We start from the raw sequence: 18,282 nt of genomic DNA on the forward strand, positions 1-18,282 counted from the left end.
GAGATTGCGCGGGAGCAAGAGCAAGAGCAAGAGCGAGACGGCTTCAGAGCCATTGCTCGAACACCCGCATCCAGTTTCGGAAGAGGATCTTTTCGATTTCGTCGTCCTGGAATCCGCGCTCGATCAACCGCCGGGTCAGGGCGCGGCTGTGGGAATGCTTTGCCAGCTCGGGAACGAAATGGGCGTAGGTGAATTTCTCCTGAAACGCGATCTGCTCCGCTTCCGACCATTGTCGATAGATGAATTCGAAAAAATCGAACCCGATGGCGACGCCGTCGATGCCGATCAAATCGCGCATGTGCTCAATGTGATCGATGTAGCGGTCCAGGGTGATTTCCTCCTTCTTCGGACTCACCAGGACGGCGTTGACCCCGATAACGCCGCCGCGCGCGCCGACGGCCTTGATCTGCTCGTCGGTGACGTTCCGCTCGATGTCGAAGTATTTCCGCGCATTCGTATGCGAGATGATCACGGGCCGCGTCGCCATCTCGATGATGTCGTCGAATCCGGCCGGGCTGATGTGGGCGAGATCGACGATGATTCCAAGCCGCTCGCATTCCCGAATCACATCGCGTCCGAAAGGCGTGAGGCCGCCGCGCGGCGAACCGGTCGGGGCAAACAGGCCGCCATCCCCGGCCGCGTTCCGGCGGACGTGGGTCAGGCAAAGCGAACGCAAACCGAGCTCGTAAAAAACCCGGAGGAGATCGAGATCGGCCCCGAGGGGCTCAACACCTTCCATCGTAAGAAGGAGAGCAATCTTGTTTTGTTCGCGGGCCCGTAGAATTTCCGCGTGGCTTCGGCAAATCGCGAACCGGCCCGAAGCATCCACCTCGAGATAAAGCCGCGCGATTTGGTCGAGGGCAATCCGCAATCCCATCTCAGGCAGGTAGCGATCTTCAAGATAGAGCGCGACGCCGGCCACTCCGATGTCGCCCGCGACCAGGTCATCGAGGAAATCCGTTGCCAGCACATTTTGGCGGCCGCGCTTGTCATACAAATCCATCGGCAGATCGAAATGCATGTCGATCACGCCGTGGCGGTGGAGGCGGGAAATCCGCTCTTCGATCCCTTCGTTCGCGTCGGTCACGGAGTAGGTGGAGAGACTGCGATCACGTCGCGCGCAGCGTGGGAACGATGGGGAATGAGGATCGAGATGAGCACCAGCAGCCAAAGTGCGCCCAGGGGCAGCACCCCCGGAAGCCAGATCAGCCAGCGCGAGACAATGGCCAGAGACACCAGGCAATAGGCCGCCGTAAAGGCGATCGCGACCAAAACCAGATCGATTCGGGAACGACTTCGTAATTGACCGACCACGAAAGCGAGCGCCAGAAGAAGGACGTAATCGAAAATCCAGCTAACCCGACGGACATAGGCGTTCGACTGGATCGTCGCGATCGTGGCTGCGAAAAGGTCCGGAGGCGCGAGCGGGTTCGCGGGCGTGCGGGCCAGGACAATCCGGTCGCGCAACGAATCCGTTTCCGCGTCCTTTTTCGGTCCGGCGTCCCGCTGCTGCGCGGCCACGAGCAATTCGCTCAACGCCATGCGACGAGCTTTCTTGATGGCATTCCGTGAAACCAAAAGAGTTCCATCCGAACGAATCGGAATCCTGCGACCTTGCGGGAGGGAAATGTGCGAATCGAGATCGATGGTGACCTCCGCCGGCGTGACGCGCAGCCAAAGCAGAATTGCTTCGAGAGCGAAAGAGGGAATGACCTCGCCTCGATAGCGGAAGAGCAGCGGCACGTGGATGTCGTCCGCAACTTCATCGGGAAGGTTAGTGAAACCAGCCGTGCCCAGGAGACGGATCTCCTCGTTCGGCTGCCGCCCAATCCCAGAATATTCCACCAGGTCGCCGCGCTTCCCTTTCACCTGGGTGAACCCCTGAATCTCGGGGCCCGGCGCATCCGGATCGGGATTCTTGGTCAATTCCGCGCCCAAAAGAAGGAGCGGCACCCGCATCGCCTGGTCGATAAAGACTTGCTCGTTCCCCTTCTCGCTTTCGCGCCATTTCAAAATATTTTCGAACGCCACCACCGTCGGCTGAAAGGAGAGAACCGACTGAAGGAAAAGCGCGAACTCAAGGGGCGTCAGAGCGCTTGATTCCAGCGCAGGAGCGTTGGCATCACGCAGGGCGGGGTCGGCGCCGATCTCCACCACCGTCAAAGGCGCCGCGGGCCCATGCGAATCCGAATTATTCAGAAGCCATCTCAGGAAAAATTCTTCTGTTTGGGCGAGTCGCGGTTCGCGCAAAAAGAGAGTTCCAAGCAGCAAAACCACCAGCATCAGCCAAAGAGTAGTTCGCGGCATTGTGGCAGAAGTGAAACGGGGAAAGTGACAGGTGACAAGTGACAAGTGCGCTGGAGCCGGCACGCCATCGTGCCGGGGGGGTGACGCACCGCTTACTCCCAACGGCCTGATGGCAGGCCGTCTCCAACCTGAGGGCGAGCCGTCTCCAGATTCTACTTGCTCAGCTCGAGCATCCGCAGAATCGGCGCTTCCGCCCGTTTGCGCAGAGACTCCGGGAGAATGATCTCGGGCTGCATATCCCGAAGGGCGGCGTGCGCTTTCTCCAGCGTGTTCATTTTCATAAACCGGCACTCGCCGCAGAAGCAGTTTTCCGTCGGCCCGGGAATGAAAAGCTTGCCGGGCACTTCCTTTTTCAAGCGATGCAACATTCCCGCTTCTGTGACAACGATGATTTCGCGCGCGGGCGAGTTTCGGCAAAAACCGATCATCTTTTCGGTCGAGCAAACTTCGTCGGCCAGCAAACGCACCGCGTAGGTGCACTCCGGATGGGCGACCACGGGCGCGTTGGGGTAGGTCTCCCGAATCTTGTTGATGCTGCGAGCGGTGAATTCCACGTGGACATAACAGTTGCCCTGCCAGAGGTCCATTTTGCGCCCGGTGCGCTCCATTACCCATGCGCCGAGATTTTGGTCGGGAACGAAGAGAATATTGCGATCGGCCGGCGCAGCGCGGACGATTTTCTCGGCGTTGCCACTGGTGCAGATCACGTCGGAAAGCGCCTTCACGCCGGCGCTGCAATTGATGTAGGCGATAACGTAGTAGTTCTTCTCTGGGTGCGCCTCGAGGAACGCCTTCAGTTTCTCCGGCGGACACGATACGGAGAGCGAACAGCCGGCGTCGAGATCGGGAAGCAGGACTTTCTTGTTCGGGTTGAGGATCTTGGCGGTCTCGGCCATGAAATGGACGCCGCAAAAGAGAATGACGTCCGCGCTCGTTTGCGCCGCCTGGAAACTCAGGCCTAACGAATCTCCGACGTAATCGGCAATGTCCTGGAGCTCTGGGACCTGGTAATTGTGCGCCAGGATCACGGCGTTTCGCTCCCGCTTCAGCTCCTGGATTTCTTCCACGAGGTCGAGACCGAAATTTACACCGGCGGCTACCATTGCTTAATATGCGGCCAACCTATGGATTCTCAAACCTCCGCCGCGGCGTATCGACTTGGTTTTATTGGCGGCGGCAAGCTGGCCGGCTCGGTCATTCGCGGACTGGTCCGGGCCCGATATTGCGCGCCGGGATCGATCCTCGTCAGCGAACCGAATGAAGACACGCGGCGGATCCTCGAGCATGAGTTGGGCATTTCCGGGACGGCGGAGAACGCCGAGGTCGCGGAAAAAAGCGACGTGATCTTCGTCGGCGTGAAGCCGGCGGTGGTGCTGCCGATTCTGAAGGAATTGGCGCCGATCCTGGAACGCAAGCTGGTCGTTTCGTTCGCGGCAGGGGTGCGGCTGGCGAGCATGGAGAAGGTAGCCGCCGCTCACTTCATTCGGGCGATGACCAATACGCCTTCGGCCATCTGCCGCGCCGCCACCGCGCTGGCCCGGGGCAGCCGAACGACCAACAGTGAGCTTTCCTCCGTTCGTGAAATCTTCGGGGCCATCGGTGCCGTCGTCGAAATCGCCGAAGGCCAGATCGATGCGGTGACCGCGCTCTCGGGAAGCGGGCCCGCTTTTGTTTACACCGTTATCGAAGCGCTCGCGCGGGGCGGAGAAAAGATGGGACTGAGCTGGGAAGCAGCCCTGGCTCTCGCCGCCCAGACGGTTTTCGGCGCCGGGCAGCTCGCGAGCGAAACGAAAATGTCGCCTGAAGATTTGCGGAAGATGGTCGTCACCCCCGGCGGGACGACAGCCGCTGGCCTCGCCGCGATGGAGGAACACAAAACCGCGGATGGTTTGATCGCAGCAGTCGAAGCTGCCACCAGGCGGGGCGCCGAAATGGCGAAGGAGAATCAGTAGCTGTAGCCGTCGCCCTGTGGGCGACGCATCGAGCCTTTATGCCGACGCTTCGCACAGCGAAGCGGCTACAGAAGAAACGGTTACAGAAAAGCTATCTCAGCGCCTTCCGCATCGCTTCGATTGGCGCCGGCCGGTCGAACCAAATCTCGAAGGCGAGCGCGCCCTGGTGCAGCAACATCGAGAGCCCGTTGGCCCCACGCGCACCGGACTCGATTGCGCCGGTGACAAAAGCCGTCGGGCGGCCCGAGTAGACGGTGTCGTAGACCATTAAATGCGGCTCGAGCAATCGGGCCGGTATCGGCAAGGAATCGTTTCGATTAAGACCAAGCGGCGTCGCGTTCACCACCAGATCCGTATTCGCGATCTGAAAACGCAACGCCGCCTCGTCGAGCGCGACCGACTGGAGTCGCGCGACCGGCCCGAGCACTCGCGGCCCGGCAAAGAACGGGCGCAACTCCTCGACCAGCGCGCCACCTTTTCCGGCATCGCGATTCGCCACCACCAATCGCTCGCAATTTTCCCTGGCACATTGCCACGCGATCGCCCTCGCGGCTCCCCCTGCCCCGAGGAGAAGAATCCGCAAATCGCGCAGATCGACCGCGAACTCTTCCCGAATCGCCTGGGCGAACCCCCGTCCGTCGGTATTGAAGCCGCGTAGCTTCCCTGCCTCGACTTTGATCGTGTTGATGGCGCCGATCTCACGCGCCGCCTCGTCCAATTCGTGAACCAACGCCACCGCCGCAACCTTGTGCGGCACCGTCAGGTTCACGCCGGCGAAATCCAGTTGCGGCAGCAACTCGAGCGCTGGCTTAAGTTCGTCCGGCGCGATCTCGAAGCGAGCGTATTGCATCGCGAGGTCGGCTTCCTTCAAGGCCGCGTTCTGCATTTGCGGCGAAAGCGAGTGCGCCACCGGTTGGCCGAAAACGCCGAGGCGGACCGGAGGCTTCGCCTTCTTAAAAGAGACGCCTTGCAGATCGGCCAGCGTAAAGATGTCCTTCACCGTATGACGGGATAATGCTTCAAGGAGCGGCGGTTTGAAACCGCCGGTTTTTGTAGTGACGCCGCTCGGTCGGCGTACTTCCCTGAGGTTCCAGGCGGCATGTTCGTACGGCGACAGAGCGCCGTCGCTACAGCAGAAAAATCGGCGATTTCAAATCGCCGCTCCTTGGGTTTGCCGGTCGTTACCTTCCTCTGCTACCGTCGCGCAGGAAAATGACCACGCCCAACGAGGATCCAACACCTTCCGATTTTATCCGCGACATCGTGATTGAGGATTTGAAGGCGGGGAAGCACGCCCAGATTTGCACCCGTTTTCCGCCCGAGCCGAATGGCTATCTCCACATCGGGCACGCCAAATCGATCTGTCTCAACTTCGGCGTCGCGCACGAATTCAACGGCGTCTGCAACATCCGGATGGACGACACCAATCCGACGAAGGAAGAAACGGAATACGTCGATTCCATCATGGCGGACGTCCATTGGTTAATCGACGGCTGGGCCGACAAAAACCTCGGCGGCGCGCCGCTCTACACCTCCGACTATTTCGACCAGCACTACGACTACGCCGTCGAGCTCGTCCGCAAGGGAAAGGCTTACGTCGATGAGATGCCGGCGGATCAAACCGATGAATACCGCCGCCTTGGGAGGGAAAGTCCCTTCCGCGATCGACCGGTCGAGGAGAATCTCGATTTGCTCGCGCGAATGAAGGCCGGCGAATTCCCGGACGGCGCGAAGACCCTGCGGGCGAAGATCGACATGCAGGCGCCGAACGTCTGGCTACGCGACCCGGTGCTCTACCGCATCCGTCACGCCGAGCATCATCACACCGGCAACAAATGGTGCATTTATCCGATGTATGACTGGGCCCACACCCTGAGCGATTACCTTGAAGGCATTACCCATTCGCTCTGCACCCTCGAGTTCGAAGTGCATCGCCCGCTTTACGAATGGATTCTTGAATCTCTCGAGCTCCCCGCGCCGCGCCCGCGCCAGATCGAGTTCGCGCGCCTGAACCTCACTTACACCGTGATGAGCAAGCGCAAGCTCATCCAGCTCGTCAAAGAAGGTTTGGTCAATGGCTGGGACGATCCGCGCATGATCACTATTTCCGGTTTTCGCCGGCGGGGAGTGACGGCGAGCGCCATTCGCGCCTTCGCCTACAACATCGGGATCACGAAATACCCGAGCTTGAACGAGATGGCCTTGCTCGAACATGCCGTCCGCGAGGAATTCAACCGCACCGCGGAACGCCGCCTCGGCGTGCTGAAGCCGATCAAGGTCGTGCTAACAAATTATCCGGAGGGAAAAACCGAGCAGCTCGACGCGGTCAACAATCCGGAGAATCCGGATAGTGGCACCCGGAAAATCCCGTTTGGCCGCGAGCTGTTTATCGACAGCGCCGATTTCACGGAAACGCCGCCGCCGAAATATTTTCGGTTAAAACCGGGCGGCGAAGTGCGGCTCAAATACGCCTACATCATCAAGTGCGATGAGGTGGTGAAGGACGCGGCCGGAAGCGTGACGGAACTGCGTTGCACCGCGGATCTCGAAAGCAAATCGGGCGGCGCCACCTCAAACCGGAAGGTGAAAGGAACGATCCACTGGGTCAGTGCGGCGGACGCCGTCGAAGCCGAGGTGCGGCTCTACGATCGGCTCTTCACGGTTCCAGAGCCGGACGCCGACGGCGGCGATTTCAAATCGTTCATTAATCCAAGCTCGCTCGAAACGGTCCGGGCCAAGTGCGAGCCGTCGTTAGCCGATGCCGATCCCAACGCGCGCTACCAGTTCGAGCGGCTCGGTTATTTCGCGCTCGATCCCGATTCCAAGCCAGGCGCGCTGGTCTTCAATCGGACCATCCCGCTGAAAGATACCTGGGCGAAAGCGGGCGGACGGGCGCCGTAGGTGGATCGCGCGCTACGTCGCGCGATGAGTGACGCGAATCATTTTTCGAACGCCGAATTTCACAGCGACGCCGCACTGATCGAGCGGCGTAGCGCTCGATCCACCATCATTGTAGCGACGCCGCTGTGTCGGCGTAGCAAGCGTTGGCTGACGGAGAAGCGAGCTTACGGCGACATAGCGCCGTCGCTACAACAATGACGTCGCACCTCGGCGTTAGAACGTGCCAAGCGCGCGATCGATCCGGGCGAGCACCTTCTCTTTCCCGAGAATCTCCAAAAGATGGTAAAGGCTCGGCCCGGCATTACTGCCCGTGACGGCCAAACGCGTCGGATGAACCAGCGCGCCGACTTTCAGGCCAAGATTTGCGGCGGTCGCTTTGAGTGTCGTTTCCAGGTTGGCGGCGTCGAAAACTTCCAGGCTGGCAAATGCGCCGCGGACCGCTTCCAGCCGCGGCTTGTTTTCCGGCACGAAATGTTTCGCCGCGCCTTCCGGGTTGTATTCGAATTCGTCCCGGAAATAAAAACCGCCGTAAGCCGGCAGCTCATTGAAGATGCGAAACTTGCCTTTGCAGGTATCGAGCGCGGCGCGGACGTAGTCGGGCGCAAATTGTGAGAGATCGAACCCGGCCCGTTCGAGAGCCTGTTGTCCCATTTCGCGAAATCGTTCGTCGCTTAGCTCGCGCAGATATTCGCCGTTGAGCCAGGTGCATTTCTCGAGGTCGAACGCCGCGTTCTTGTGGTGGACCTTCGCCAGATCGAACAACTGGACCACCTCGCCGAGATCGAGCTTTTCTCGATCGTCCTTCGGTGACCAGCCGAGCAGGCAAAGAAAATTGCGCACTGCTTCCGGCAGGTAACCGTTCTCGATATAAGTGATGAGGCTCGCCCCCTGGTCGCGCTTGCTCATCTTCGAACCGTCCAGATTCAGGATGAGCGGGATGTGGGCGAAGCGCGGCAGTGGCGCCTGGAGCGCGCGATAGAGCTGGATGTGCTTCGGCGTATTGGAAAGATGGTCCTCGCCGCGGATCACATCGGAAATTTTCATCTCGATGTCGTCCACAACGTTGACGAAATGAAAAATCCACGAGCCGTCCGGACGGCGAATGGTCATGTCCGGGTTCGTTTCCGCGTCCGAAAGGTCGAACTCGACGCGACCGCAAATGGTGTCGTCGACAACCACCTTCTCTCGAATAAAACGAAACCGGACCGAGCCCCCGTCGTCATATACCCGGCCCGCCCCGCGCAGCTTTTCGAGATAACTCTGATAAATCTCCTCGCGCTGACTTTGAAAATACGGCCCGAAATTCCCGCCGACTTCCGGGCCTTCATCCCAGTCGAGGCCGAGCCACCGCAACCCGTCGTAAATGGCGCGGGCGGCTTCCTCCGTGTTCCGCGCCCGATCAGTGTCTTCGATTCGCAACACGAGAGCGCCGCCGGTATGTTTCGCGTGCAGCCAGTTGAAGAGCGCGGTGCGCGCTCCGCCGATATGCAAATAGCCGGTAGGCGATGGGGCGAAGCGGACGCGAATTGGCGAGGTCATTGGAGTAATGGAGTGCGGGAGTATTGGAGTGGTGTCATTTCGTTTCGTCGCGCTACTCCATTACTCCATTACTCCATTACTCCAACACTCCATTCCCGCGGCTTACTCCAAAAACAGCTTCCCCGCCCGGCGGCGAGCGTGACGGTCTCTGGGCAGGTTGGTCTTTGCTCGGGGAGCGTCGGGCTCGATCAACGCTCGGACCAGCTCGATCGTGTCGAAATCGAGATCGACCACCCCGCGATTTTGGAGCCAGCGCTGAATTCTCCTGCGTTGCAGGGCCCGCGGCTCGTGGCGCAACTCCTTCACCGACAAATCGCGACTTTCGGCTGGACTGGCGTCGAGCAAGGAGTCGGCCCACTCCGCTTCATCGGCCGCGATCGTGGCCGCGCGCCAGAGGGCGCGGGTGACATTCCGGTTCAGTTCCTTCTCAATATAGGGAATGATCCGATGACGCACCCGATTGCGCATCGGGGCGACGGAATCGTTTGTCGCGTCGTCGCGGTATTTCAAGCCACGTTCTCTAACATAAGAGTCGATTTCAGTTCGGCTGATCCCGAGGAGCGGCCGGACGATTGTGAGCTGAAGGCGATTGACCTCGCGCGTCGCGACCGGCCGCATGGCGCTGAGCCCGGCCGGTCCCGCGCCGCGGAACAAATTCAGGAGGAATGTTTCAACGAGGTCGTCGGCGTGATGGCCGAGAAAGAGGGTCCGGCAACGGTGGCGCCGGGCGATTCTGGCGAAGAATTCGTAACGAGCGTTGCGCCCGGCGGTTTCGATCGATTGCCTGGTTCGCTTCGCCAGCGCCGCGACATTGGTCCGGCCGATTTCGCATTCCAGTTTCAATTTCGCCGCGAGAGTTTTGACGAATTTCGCGTCGGCCATGCTGGCGCGTCCGCGTAACTGATGATCGAGATGGCAAACGACAAGCCGCCGGTATCCGGCGTGGAGGAGCGCGTCCAGAAGCGCAACGGAATCCCGGCCGCCGGAAACGCCAATCAGGTAGCGGTGGGTGGACGGAAACCTGGCGACCAATTCCGATGGCAAAGAAAGCTCCACGCCATGAGGAGGCCATCCGTGTCGAACCGCGTCAAGACTTCAAGGAGCGCGGTTTGAAACCGCCGTCGAACGTCGCAGCCGAATCAGCAGTTGACGGCGATTTCAAATCGCCGCTCCTCGAAGCTCACCTGGAATCCGCCGGCGGAGAAAATTCCGAAGCCGGAATTTCGTCGAAAGTCACCTCGTCGATCTTGATCAATTGCCGCTGCACGCTGCTCTCGATGAAAATCTCAGTCGCAGTCTTGAACCCGTCGAAGTCACGGTATTTCCTCAAATATGTTTTAGTCTCCACGGGACCGATCGGCGTTGGGACGCTCGTTTTCGTTCCTGCAGAGAGAAATGTTTCAGTGTCCACGTACAAGAACGATATCCCGCCTCCCTGCCCAGTGAGCTTCAGTTCGAGGCATTGTTTTTCGTCAAAAACAGCGAAGCCGAGGATGATCACTTCCCGGTTAAAGTTGACCAAATCCAGCGGTCCAAAGAACTGCGCCTGTTGCTGAATCAGGTCCGCGGCGGCGCCGGTCACGATCGTCTTTCCGGTCATTGGCGTATCGGACCATGCGATCGCGCCATCGAAGCCCTGCCGGACCAGGAGGTCACCCAGATTCATCTCGATGAGTGAGCGATTGGGTGCGCTCGCTTTTTGCAGGTAAGGGCCCTTCATCGGCAAACCGACCAGCTCAGCCGTGCCCCGAAGCGTCCGGTGCAGATGCGTGCGGAGCGTCTTTTCTCCGCCCAGCGCGTCCGTCATTTTCTCGATTAGCTCGGACAAGGCGGGCAGCTCCTTTGCCGCCGGCCGGGACGAATGCGGCTGAATGGGTCCCGCAGGACTGATCGATCGCGAATTGCGCGGCGCGGTTTCCAAAAGACGCGCTAACTCCGCTTTCCCGCGTTCGAAGATCGGATCGTCCCCGGCCGAATACGGGCCCGCCCGCTCGACCAGGATGTCCGGCGCGACGCCACCTTGGAGTTCCAGTTTCCGGGTGTATTCGCCAAGGGTGAACGATGGAAACATCAACATCGTCTTCTCGCCCACGGGCGCGAAGCTGGCGGGAATCACAGCTCCCGCCGTCTTTTCCCCGACGAGGAGGGCGAGGTGCCGCTCCTTGAACTCATAGGCGAGCGCATCTTTCGCGCTCCGCGACTGGCGATCGGTCAACGCAACAATTGGGCGATTCCATTCCGATAGAATCTGAAGGATGTCGGGAACGACCACGCCGTTGCCACCACGCCCCCGCAGATCGAGGAGAAGTCCGGCGGCCTCGGCAAATTCGCCGGCAAACAATTCCCGCAGCATTTCGGCCACGCCGGTTGAATGAATGAACCAGAAATGAACGTAGCCGGCTGACTGGCCGCCGACCTGGATCGTTCGGGCGCTGGCCCGGGCGGCTTGCAGGGCGGAATAGGGACGCGCCTTTACGCGGACAGTGCGTTGGTCGCCTCGGCGCCGCTCAAGGACGATCGAGATCTCGTCATCGCTTCGACCAAGGATGGAATGGATCGGCGGATCGCGATCGACGGGCAGGTAAGCGTCCTTTTGGGCCCAATCAAGGCGGGGGTACTCCGCGGTCGGCGTCCCATCGATGGAAACGACCCGCTCCCACGGATGAATCCCGGCCAGGGCAGCGGGCCCTCCTTCAAGGACGAAGAACGTGAAGTAGCTGTCCTGAATTCGAACCAACTGGAACCCGAAGGTCGGCTGAGGTTGTCCGGTTAGTTCGGCGACCAGGTAATGGAAACTCGCTTCCGAGAGCAGCCCGAGATGCGAAGCCGGAACCTGAGACAGGAGTTTCTCGGCCGCGGCCCGTTGCGATCTGAGGTCGGAAGGCGACCCGGAATTCGGGCGATATTTCTCGATCAAGGCGGGAAGGCGTTCTTCGCGGAATTCCTTTTCGTAAAAGCGGTCGCGGAGAATGGCGGCGACGTTGTCGAAGATGGTGGACGACCCGGCGGGGGCGGCGGTCGCAGGAGAGAAGGCGGAAGCGGCGGTAGTCATAGAGAGGAAGTGCGTTGTCGGGCAATGAGACTGATAGAACAAATGGAAAGAATGTAAATAGATATTTACATTTACATTTGCAGGAAGGCAATTAGGATTTGCCGCGATGAGACGAACAACCCGGGCGGCGCATCAGCAAACCCGCAGCAGGGAGACCGCGGTTCGCCTCCTCCAGGCGGCGGAGCAAGTCCTCGAAAAGCGCGGCCTGGAAGGCGCCTCTGTCCCGGAAATCGCGCGGCGGGCCGGGGTCTCACCCGCCAGCATTTATCGCCGCTTTGTCGACAAGGACGGGCTCCTCCGTGAAGTCTTTGAGCGGTTCTTTGAGCGCTCAATCCAGGCCAATGACGAAGCGCTTCAACCCTCCCGGTGGAAAGCAGGATCCCTGGAAGAAGCGGTCTGCACCCTGGTCAGCGGGATGGTGGCGGCCTACAGCCAGCGACCCGGCCTCCTCCGGGCCGTCATTTCCTATTCCGAGAAACATCCCGACTCGGCTTTTCGCCGCCGAGCCGTCGACCTGCGCGAGCGTTCCCTGGCCGGCATCGAAAACGTGATCCTTCTGCACAAGAAAGAGATCAAACACCCTCAGCCGCAGAAAGCGGTTCGGATCGCCTTGCAACTGGTGTCGCTGGCTTTGAAGGAACGAATTCGGCCGGGCGACAAACGAGGCGGGCCGAGGCTGTCGGCGGAAGAACTGGGGAAAGAACTGACCCGGATGTTCCTGGGTTATTTGAAGGCGCCTCTTCTGTAGACGCGTCCCTGTGGGGCGCGAGAGAGGAAGCTGCGGGTTTACGCTAAACGATGCGTCGCCCGCCGGGCGACGGCTACAGAAGAGCCCATTTGACAATGAATGAACGTTCATTCATTGTTGCTTCCTCATGGCCCAGAACCCAATAGAGATTGGTCCCGATCGTCGCACCCAAATCCTTGAGGCTGCCATCGTTTGCTTCGCCAAACACGGCTTTCACCAGGCCAGCATGCACGATATCAGCGCCGAGGCCGGGATCAGCGTGGGCCTCATCTATCGCTATTTTGCCAACAAGGAGGCCGTCATCTCCGCCATGGCCGACCGCCACAAGCAGGAGATCCACGATCTCCTCGAGCGGGCCCAACAGGCCCCCACTCTCTTTGAGTCGCTTGAAATTTTGTTCACCGCCCACTGCTGCGAGAATTCGCCCAAGGTTCTGTCGGCCTTCGTCGTGGATCTTTACGCTGAGGCCTCCCGCAATTCCAAGGTCGCCGACCTGGTGCGCGACGTTTTGCGCACCGCGATGGAAGGCGTGACCGACCTGATCGCGCGTTCGCCTGAAGCCAAACAAGGGGCAGCCCATGGCCTGCAACCGCATGAGTTGGCCGAACTAATTTTCGCCGTCGCGCGCGGGATGCTGATGTTCGACGTTCTCCAGCCGCAGGAAATGACAGCGGCCGAACGCCGGACGCATCAGCTCGAAGTAACCCGGAGGCTCTGGCGGCTCCTGTTCAAGACGGAAAGCGAACCAGTCTATGCATGACGTGGCCAGACCTGTGAAAGAAACGAATGTGAAAAGTCGCACCGCTAAACTCTTCCGCGGCAGACCGCTCCTTTCCGCGATTGCCGGATTACTGCTCATTTTCGCGGCCGTCGCCGGGATCAAGGTGCTGCAAATCCGCAAGATGATGTCGACGCCGATGGTGATGCCGCCTACGACGGTATCGAGCGCGAAAGTCACCGAAGAGAATTGGCCTCCGCTTTTTTCGTCGGTCGGCACCATCTCAGCCGTGCAAGGCGCGACCGTTTCCGCGGAGCTGGCCGGCACCGTGGCCGAGGTTAAATTCGAGAACGGCGGGGTAGCAAAACGAGGGGACGTTCTGGTTCGACTGGATGCTTCGTCGGAGGAAGCGCAGTTGCGGAGCGCCGAAGCGGAACTGGAATTGGCGCGCTCGGATCTGGCGCGGGCGCGCGACCTGGCGACGCGCAACGTTGTTTCGAAAGCGGAACTGGATTCCGCGGAATCGAAATCGAAACAGAAGGAAGGCGTCGTCAACAACATGCGATCGATGATTTCGAAGAAGGAAGTGCTGGCGCCGTTCGACGGACAGTTGGGCATCCGGCAGGTGAACGTTGGCCAAATGGTGACGGCGGGCCAGCAGGTCGTGTCGCTCCAGGCGCTCGATCCGCTCTACGTCGATTTCGCCCTGCCGCAGCAATACCTGCCGAAGTTGACCGCCGGTCTCGAAGTGCGCATTCAAACCGACGTCGTGCCCGGGCGCGACTTCAGCGGAAAACTGACCGCGCTCAATTCCTCGGTCGACCCGGTGACGCGAAACGTCACCCTGCAGGCGACGATCGAAAACAAGGACCACATGCTCCGGCCGGGGATGTTCGCCAAAGTCGAAGTGGTATTGCCGGAGAAACAGAAGACACTCGTCGTTCCGGGCAGCGCGATCTCCTACGCGCCCTACGGCGATTCGGTTTACGTCATCGAGAATAAGAAGGACGAAAAGACGGGAAAAGAATCCCAGGTGTTACGACAGCAATTCGTCCGGGTCGGGGAAGCACGCGGAGATTTTGTTTCGGTCACCAAAGGGCTTGAGCCAGGGCAGCAGATCGTGAGCACCGGGGTGTTCAAATTGCGCAATGGCATGGCGGTCGTAATCAACAACGATCTCGCGCCGAAACCGCAGTTGAATCCCAAGCCTGCAGACACCTAAGGCATGAGGTCGTTCACCGACATCTTCATTCGCCGGCCGGTTCTGGCTCTCGTCGTCAGTTTCGTTATCCTCATCGCCGGATCGAAAGCATTGCTCCCGATCCTGTTTCCGAACCTGCAAGGGCTGGGCGGTCTGGTTGTCCGGCAATATCCGCGGAGCGACATCGCCGCCATTCAGGTGAGCACGGTCTACGTCGGCGCGGACGCGCAACTGGTCCAGGGATTCATCACGACCCCCCTGGAACGCGCGATCGCGGCGGCCGACGGCATCGATTACATCCAATCGTCGAGCAAGCAGAGCGTGTCGACGATCACGGCGCGTTTGAAACTGAATTACGACGCGAACAAAGCGCTGTCCGACATCAGCTCGAAGGTCAATGCAATTCGCCGCGATCTGCCGCCGGAGTCGGAAATTCCGGTGATTCAAATTCAGCCCGCCGATTCCCAAATCGCGTCCTGCTACCTCAGCTTCACTTCGGACATTCTCGAGCCGAACGAAGTTACCGATTATCTCGTCCGCCTGGTGCAACCGCGACTTACCGCGATCGGTGGCGTGCAACGGGCGGACATCCTGGGCGGCCGCACCTTCGCGATGCGGATCTGGATGAGACCGGAACGCATGGCCGCGCTGAATATCAGCCCGGTCGATGTCCGCAACGCCCTTTCGCGCAACAACTACCTCTCCGCGCTCGGGAGCACGAAAGGCTCGCTTCTCCAGGTAAACCTGACCGCGAACACCGACCTGCACACGGCGGATGAATTCAAAAAACTGGTCGTTAGGCAGGAGAAGGGAACGCTGGTCAGGCTGGGCGACATAGCGGACGTGGTCCTCGGGGCGGAAGATTACAATGCGGAAGTGCGTTTCTCCGGCGAGCGGGCCGTCTTTATGGGCATCTGGGTTTTGCCGAACGCGAACGTAGTTGATGTGATCCGACGCGTGCGCACGGAGCTCGGCGCCATCCAGAAGGAGCTGCCGACGGGAATGAAAGCGGATGTCGCCTACGATTCCACCGCCTACATCAACGACGCCATTCATGAAGTGGTGAAGACGTTGCTCGACACCTTGCTCATCGTTGTGGTCGTCATCTTTCTCTTTCTCGGCTCGGTGCGTTCGGTCATCGTCCCCGTGGTAGCTATTCCGATTTCCCTGATCGGTGCGTTGTTCCTGATGCAGGCATTCGGCTTCAGCCTGAATCTGCTCACCCTGCTCGCGATTGTTTTGTCGGTCGGTCTCGTGGTCGACGACGCCATCGTGGTGGTTGAAAACGTCGAGCGCCATATACGCGAAGGTCTCTCGAGGTTCAATGCCGCCCTTCTGGGCGCGCGCGAATTGGTCGGCCCGATCATTGCCATGACGCTGACGCTCGCCGCGGTTTACACCCCAATCGCCTTGCAAGGAGGACTGACCGGGGCGCTCTTCCGCGAGTTCGCCCTCACCCTGGCGGGCGCCGTTGTGATTTCCGGCATCGTCGCCCTCACCCTGTCGCCGATGATGGCGGCGAATCTCTTGCGCGCGGGACATTCCAATCACGGATTTGCCGGAGTTGTGAATCGCACCTTCGATCGGTTCCGCGATTGGTACGGCCGGCATTTGGATCGCACCCTCCAGGCTCGCCCCGCCGTCTATACCGTGTGGGCGGGACTATCCATTCTCGCCGTCGCTTTTTACATGATGTCGCCGAAAGAACAGGCGCCGGAAGAAGATCAAGGCGTTCTTTTCGGCATCGTCACCGCGGCAGCGAATGCGACGATCGACGACACGGTTCGTTACGCGGACGCGGCCGGCAGGATTCTGAAGGATTTGCCCGACTCCCAATTCACCTTTCAACTCACCTTTCCCGATTCCGGTTTCGGTGGCGTGCTTCTAAAACCATGGGGTGTGCGCAAAACCCCCACCGCCGCCTACCTTCCGGTCTTGCAACAAAAGTTCGGCGCCCTGCCGGGCATCATGATGTTCCCCACCGCGCCCCGGCCGTTACCGGGCGGGGAAAACTTTCCGGTCAGTTTTGTGATCGCTTCGACGGCTGATCAGCCGCGCATTCTCGAACTGGCCAGGGACCTGTTCATGAAAGCAATGCAGGCCAACATGTTTCGCTTCGGTGATCTCGACACCAAGATTGATCAGCCGCAATCGCAGGTCATTTTCGATCACGACAAGGTCGCGACCATGGGTCTCGACATGCAGCAGGTCGGCGCGGACATGTCGGCTGCGATCGGCGGCAACTTCGTAAACCGTTTCAACATCGAAGGACGCAGCTATAAGGTCATTCCGCAGATCAAACGGGTCGATCGTTTGAATCCCGATCAGCTGCAAAACATCTACGTTACCGGTCCGGACAAGAAGCTCATTCCCTTGAGCACGGTGGCGACCATTGAACACAAGACGGTGGCGCGTTCGCTCAATCGCATGCAGCAGCTCAACGCTGTCACCATCAGCGGCGTGCCGGCGCAACCCTTGGAGACGGTGCTGAAGTTTCTCGAAACCGAAGCGGCCAAAACTTTGCCCAAAGGTTACGTGATCGATTACACCGGAGAGTCTCGCCAGCTTCGGACGGAAGGCAGCAAGTTTCTGCCCGCGTTCTCGCTCGCCGTCATCCTGATTTTTCTCGTCCTCGCGGCACAGTTCAATAGCTTCCGCGATCCGTTCATCATTCTGCTTGGCTCCGTGCCCCTGGCGATGTTCGGCGCACTTTTGTTCACGTTCCTCAAGATGCCGTTCGGTCAGTTCTGGACCAACTCGTTCACCACCACCCTCAACATCTATTCGCAGGTCGGGCTCGTCACCCTGGTGGGATTGGTGGCGAAGAACGGCATCCTGATTGTGGAATTCGCGAACAAACTCCAATTGACCGGCCTGTCGAAACTGGACGCGATCGCGCAAGCGGCGCGCATTCGGTTGCGCCCGGTGATGATGACCACCGTTGCCACCGTCGCGGGTCACTTCCCGCTCACGCTGGTCACTGGCGCGGGCGCGGCGGCCCGGAATTCGATCGGGTTGGTGCTCGTGGGCGGGATGACCATTGGAACCATCTTCACCCTCTTTATCGTCCCGTCGCTTTACATGCTGATCGCGAAGGAACACCATGAAGGCCGGGAAGACGAGATGGAGGCGGAAGACGAGCCCGAGCTGGCATCGCAATCGCCGGAATCTCGCGAGGTTCCGGAGCCAATGCTTGCGCGCGATGGCGATCTCGATTGGCGACCGGCCTAATTGCGGCTGCAACTGCAAGAGGTGGATCGAGCGCCACGTCCCTCGATAAAGCTGGATCGCGCGCTACGTCGCGCGATTTGTGGGACCCCCATGTTCATCGACCGGCATTTCCAACTACCTCTCCCTCATCGAGCGCGGAGCGCTCGATCCACCATGGCCAATCCTCCGCCCTTTTACATAAGCCCGCGGCGACCGGATTCTGACGGATGTAATTGATCTTGGCTGCTAGTTGCTCGCCCCGTTCATCGTCCCGCAATCGATGATCGAAGTAGCCGTTTTGCCAGGCAATTCCATGCTGGACCGTTTGATATCGTTTCCAATCGCCAATCACGCGACTCATCTGTTTGTCGGGATCGAAAGAGAGCAGCGCGTGAATGTGATCAGGCATCAACATGAAAATGGTGATGTACCAACGCCGTCGACGATGATAGAAGCGCGCGGAATCCATTAGGGATTCAGCGATCGCCGGGCTCGTCAGACCCGGCTGATTTTTCGCCCGATCGAGGGCAATGCGAATGTGAAATAATGCGCCCGTCTCAACCCAGCCGGGTACATCGTGATACAATTTCGAGGGGAACCACCGCGCCACGCGGTAGGATAGGTGGATCGCGCGCTACGTCGCGCGGTTTTTGA

General features: G+C 59.7%; 14 protein-coding genes. 6 read left to right on the forward strand and 8 right to left on the reverse strand.

Annotation, left to right across the window (positions count from 1 at the left end):
- Positions 1–43: 43 nt before the first annotated feature.
- The 3 genes from VJU77_02960 to nadA form a co-directional block, all read right to left on the reverse strand.
- Positions 44–1,087, reverse strand: a complete 1,044-nt coding sequence (locus VJU77_02960) for a membrane dipeptidase (GenBank protein ID HKP02298.1) — start codon at positions 1,085–1,087, stop codon at positions 44–46.
- On the reverse strand, positions 1,084–2,307 hold the full coding sequence (locus VJU77_02965; GenBank protein HKP02299.1) for a hypothetical protein: 1,224 nt from the start codon (positions 2,305–2,307) through the stop codon (positions 1,084–1,086). Before VJU77_02965 ends, VJU77_02960 begins: the two co-directional genes overlap by 4 nt.
- 152 nt (positions 2,308–2,459) lie before the next feature.
- Positions 2,460–3,410, reverse strand: a complete 951-nt coding sequence (gene nadA / locus VJU77_02970) for a quinolinate synthase NadA (GenBank protein HKP02300.1) — start codon at positions 3,408–3,410, stop codon at positions 2,460–2,462.
- Between the two features lie 21 nt (positions 3,411–3,431).
- Here nadA and proC point away from each other — a divergent pair, with 21 nt between their 5' ends.
- Positions 3,432–4,259, forward strand: coding sequence for a pyrroline-5-carboxylate reductase (gene proC, locus VJU77_02975; GenBank protein ID HKP02301.1), 828 nt, complete (start codon positions 3,432–3,434; stop codon positions 4,257–4,259).
- Positions 4,260–4,350: 91 nt separating this feature from the next.
- On the opposite strand, the gene aroE is transcribed toward proC, so the two are convergent.
- Positions 4,351–5,259, reverse strand: a complete 909-nt coding sequence (gene aroE / locus VJU77_02980) for a shikimate dehydrogenase (protein HKP02302.1) — start codon at positions 5,257–5,259, stop codon at positions 4,351–4,353.
- Positions 5,260–5,471: 212 nt separating this feature from the next.
- On the opposite strand from aroE, the gene VJU77_02985 reads away from it, so the two are divergent.
- Entirely contained in the window at positions 5,472–7,160 is a 1,689-nt protein-coding gene (locus VJU77_02985; GenBank protein HKP02303.1) for a glutamine--tRNA ligase/YqeY domain fusion protein, read from the forward strand.
- 213 nt (positions 7,161–7,373) lie between these two features.
- On the opposite strand, the gene VJU77_02990 is transcribed toward VJU77_02985, so the two are convergent.
- From VJU77_02990 to VJU77_03000, 3 genes are all read right to left on the reverse strand, one after another.
- Positions 7,374–8,699 carry a glutamate--tRNA ligase family protein gene (locus VJU77_02990; GenBank protein HKP02304.1) on the reverse strand — a complete coding sequence of 442 codons (1,326 nt, stop codon included), beginning with the start codon at positions 8,697–8,699 and terminating at the stop codon, positions 7,374–7,376.
- 102 nt (positions 8,700–8,801) lie between these two features.
- Positions 8,802–9,755 carry a tRNA lysidine(34) synthetase TilS gene (tilS, locus tag VJU77_02995; GenBank protein ID HKP02305.1) on the reverse strand — a complete coding sequence of 318 codons (954 nt, stop codon included), beginning with the start codon at positions 9,753–9,755 and terminating at the stop codon, positions 8,802–8,804.
- 124 nt (positions 9,756–9,879) lie between these two features.
- Positions 9,880–11,751 (reverse strand): S41 family peptidase, encoded by a 1,872-nt coding sequence (locus tag VJU77_03000; protein ID HKP02306.1) that lies wholly within the window; start codon positions 11,749–11,751, stop codon positions 9,880–9,882.
- Between the two features lie 106 nt (positions 11,752–11,857).
- Between VJU77_03000 and VJU77_03005 the strand changes: the two genes are divergently transcribed.
- The 4 genes from VJU77_03005 to VJU77_03020 all read left to right on the forward strand — a co-directional run bounded on the left by VJU77_03005 (position 11,858) and on the right by VJU77_03020 (position 17,649).
- Positions 11,858–12,499 carry a TetR/AcrR family transcriptional regulator gene (locus VJU77_03005; GenBank protein HKP02307.1) on the forward strand — a complete coding sequence of 214 codons (642 nt, stop codon included), beginning with the start codon at positions 11,858–11,860 and terminating at the stop codon, positions 12,497–12,499.
- Between the two features lie 127 nt (positions 12,500–12,626).
- Entirely contained in the window at positions 12,627–13,259 is a 633-nt protein-coding gene (locus VJU77_03010; GenBank protein HKP02308.1) for a TetR/AcrR family transcriptional regulator, read from the forward strand.
- 28 nt (positions 13,260–13,287) lie between these two features.
- Positions 13,288–14,439, forward strand: a complete 1,152-nt coding sequence (locus VJU77_03015) for an efflux RND transporter periplasmic adaptor subunit (protein HKP02309.1) — start codon at positions 13,288–13,290, stop codon at positions 14,437–14,439.
- Between the two features lie 3 nt (positions 14,440–14,442).
- On the forward strand, positions 14,443–17,649 hold the full coding sequence (locus VJU77_03020) for an efflux RND transporter permease subunit (GenBank protein ID HKP02310.1): 3,207 nt from the start codon (positions 14,443–14,445) through the stop codon (positions 17,647–17,649).
- Between the two features lie 94 nt (positions 17,650–17,743).
- Here the strand turns inward: VJU77_03020 and VJU77_03025 are convergent, their stop codons facing one another.
- Positions 17,744–18,238, reverse strand: a complete 495-nt coding sequence (locus VJU77_03025; protein ID HKP02311.1) for a transposase — start codon at positions 18,236–18,238, stop codon at positions 17,744–17,746.
- Between the last annotated feature and the right edge of the window lie 44 nt (positions 18,239–18,282).

Source organism: Chthoniobacterales bacterium (assembly GCA_035274845.1).
Lineage (GTDB): Bacteria > Verrucomicrobiota > Verrucomicrobiia > Chthoniobacterales > UBA10450 > AV80.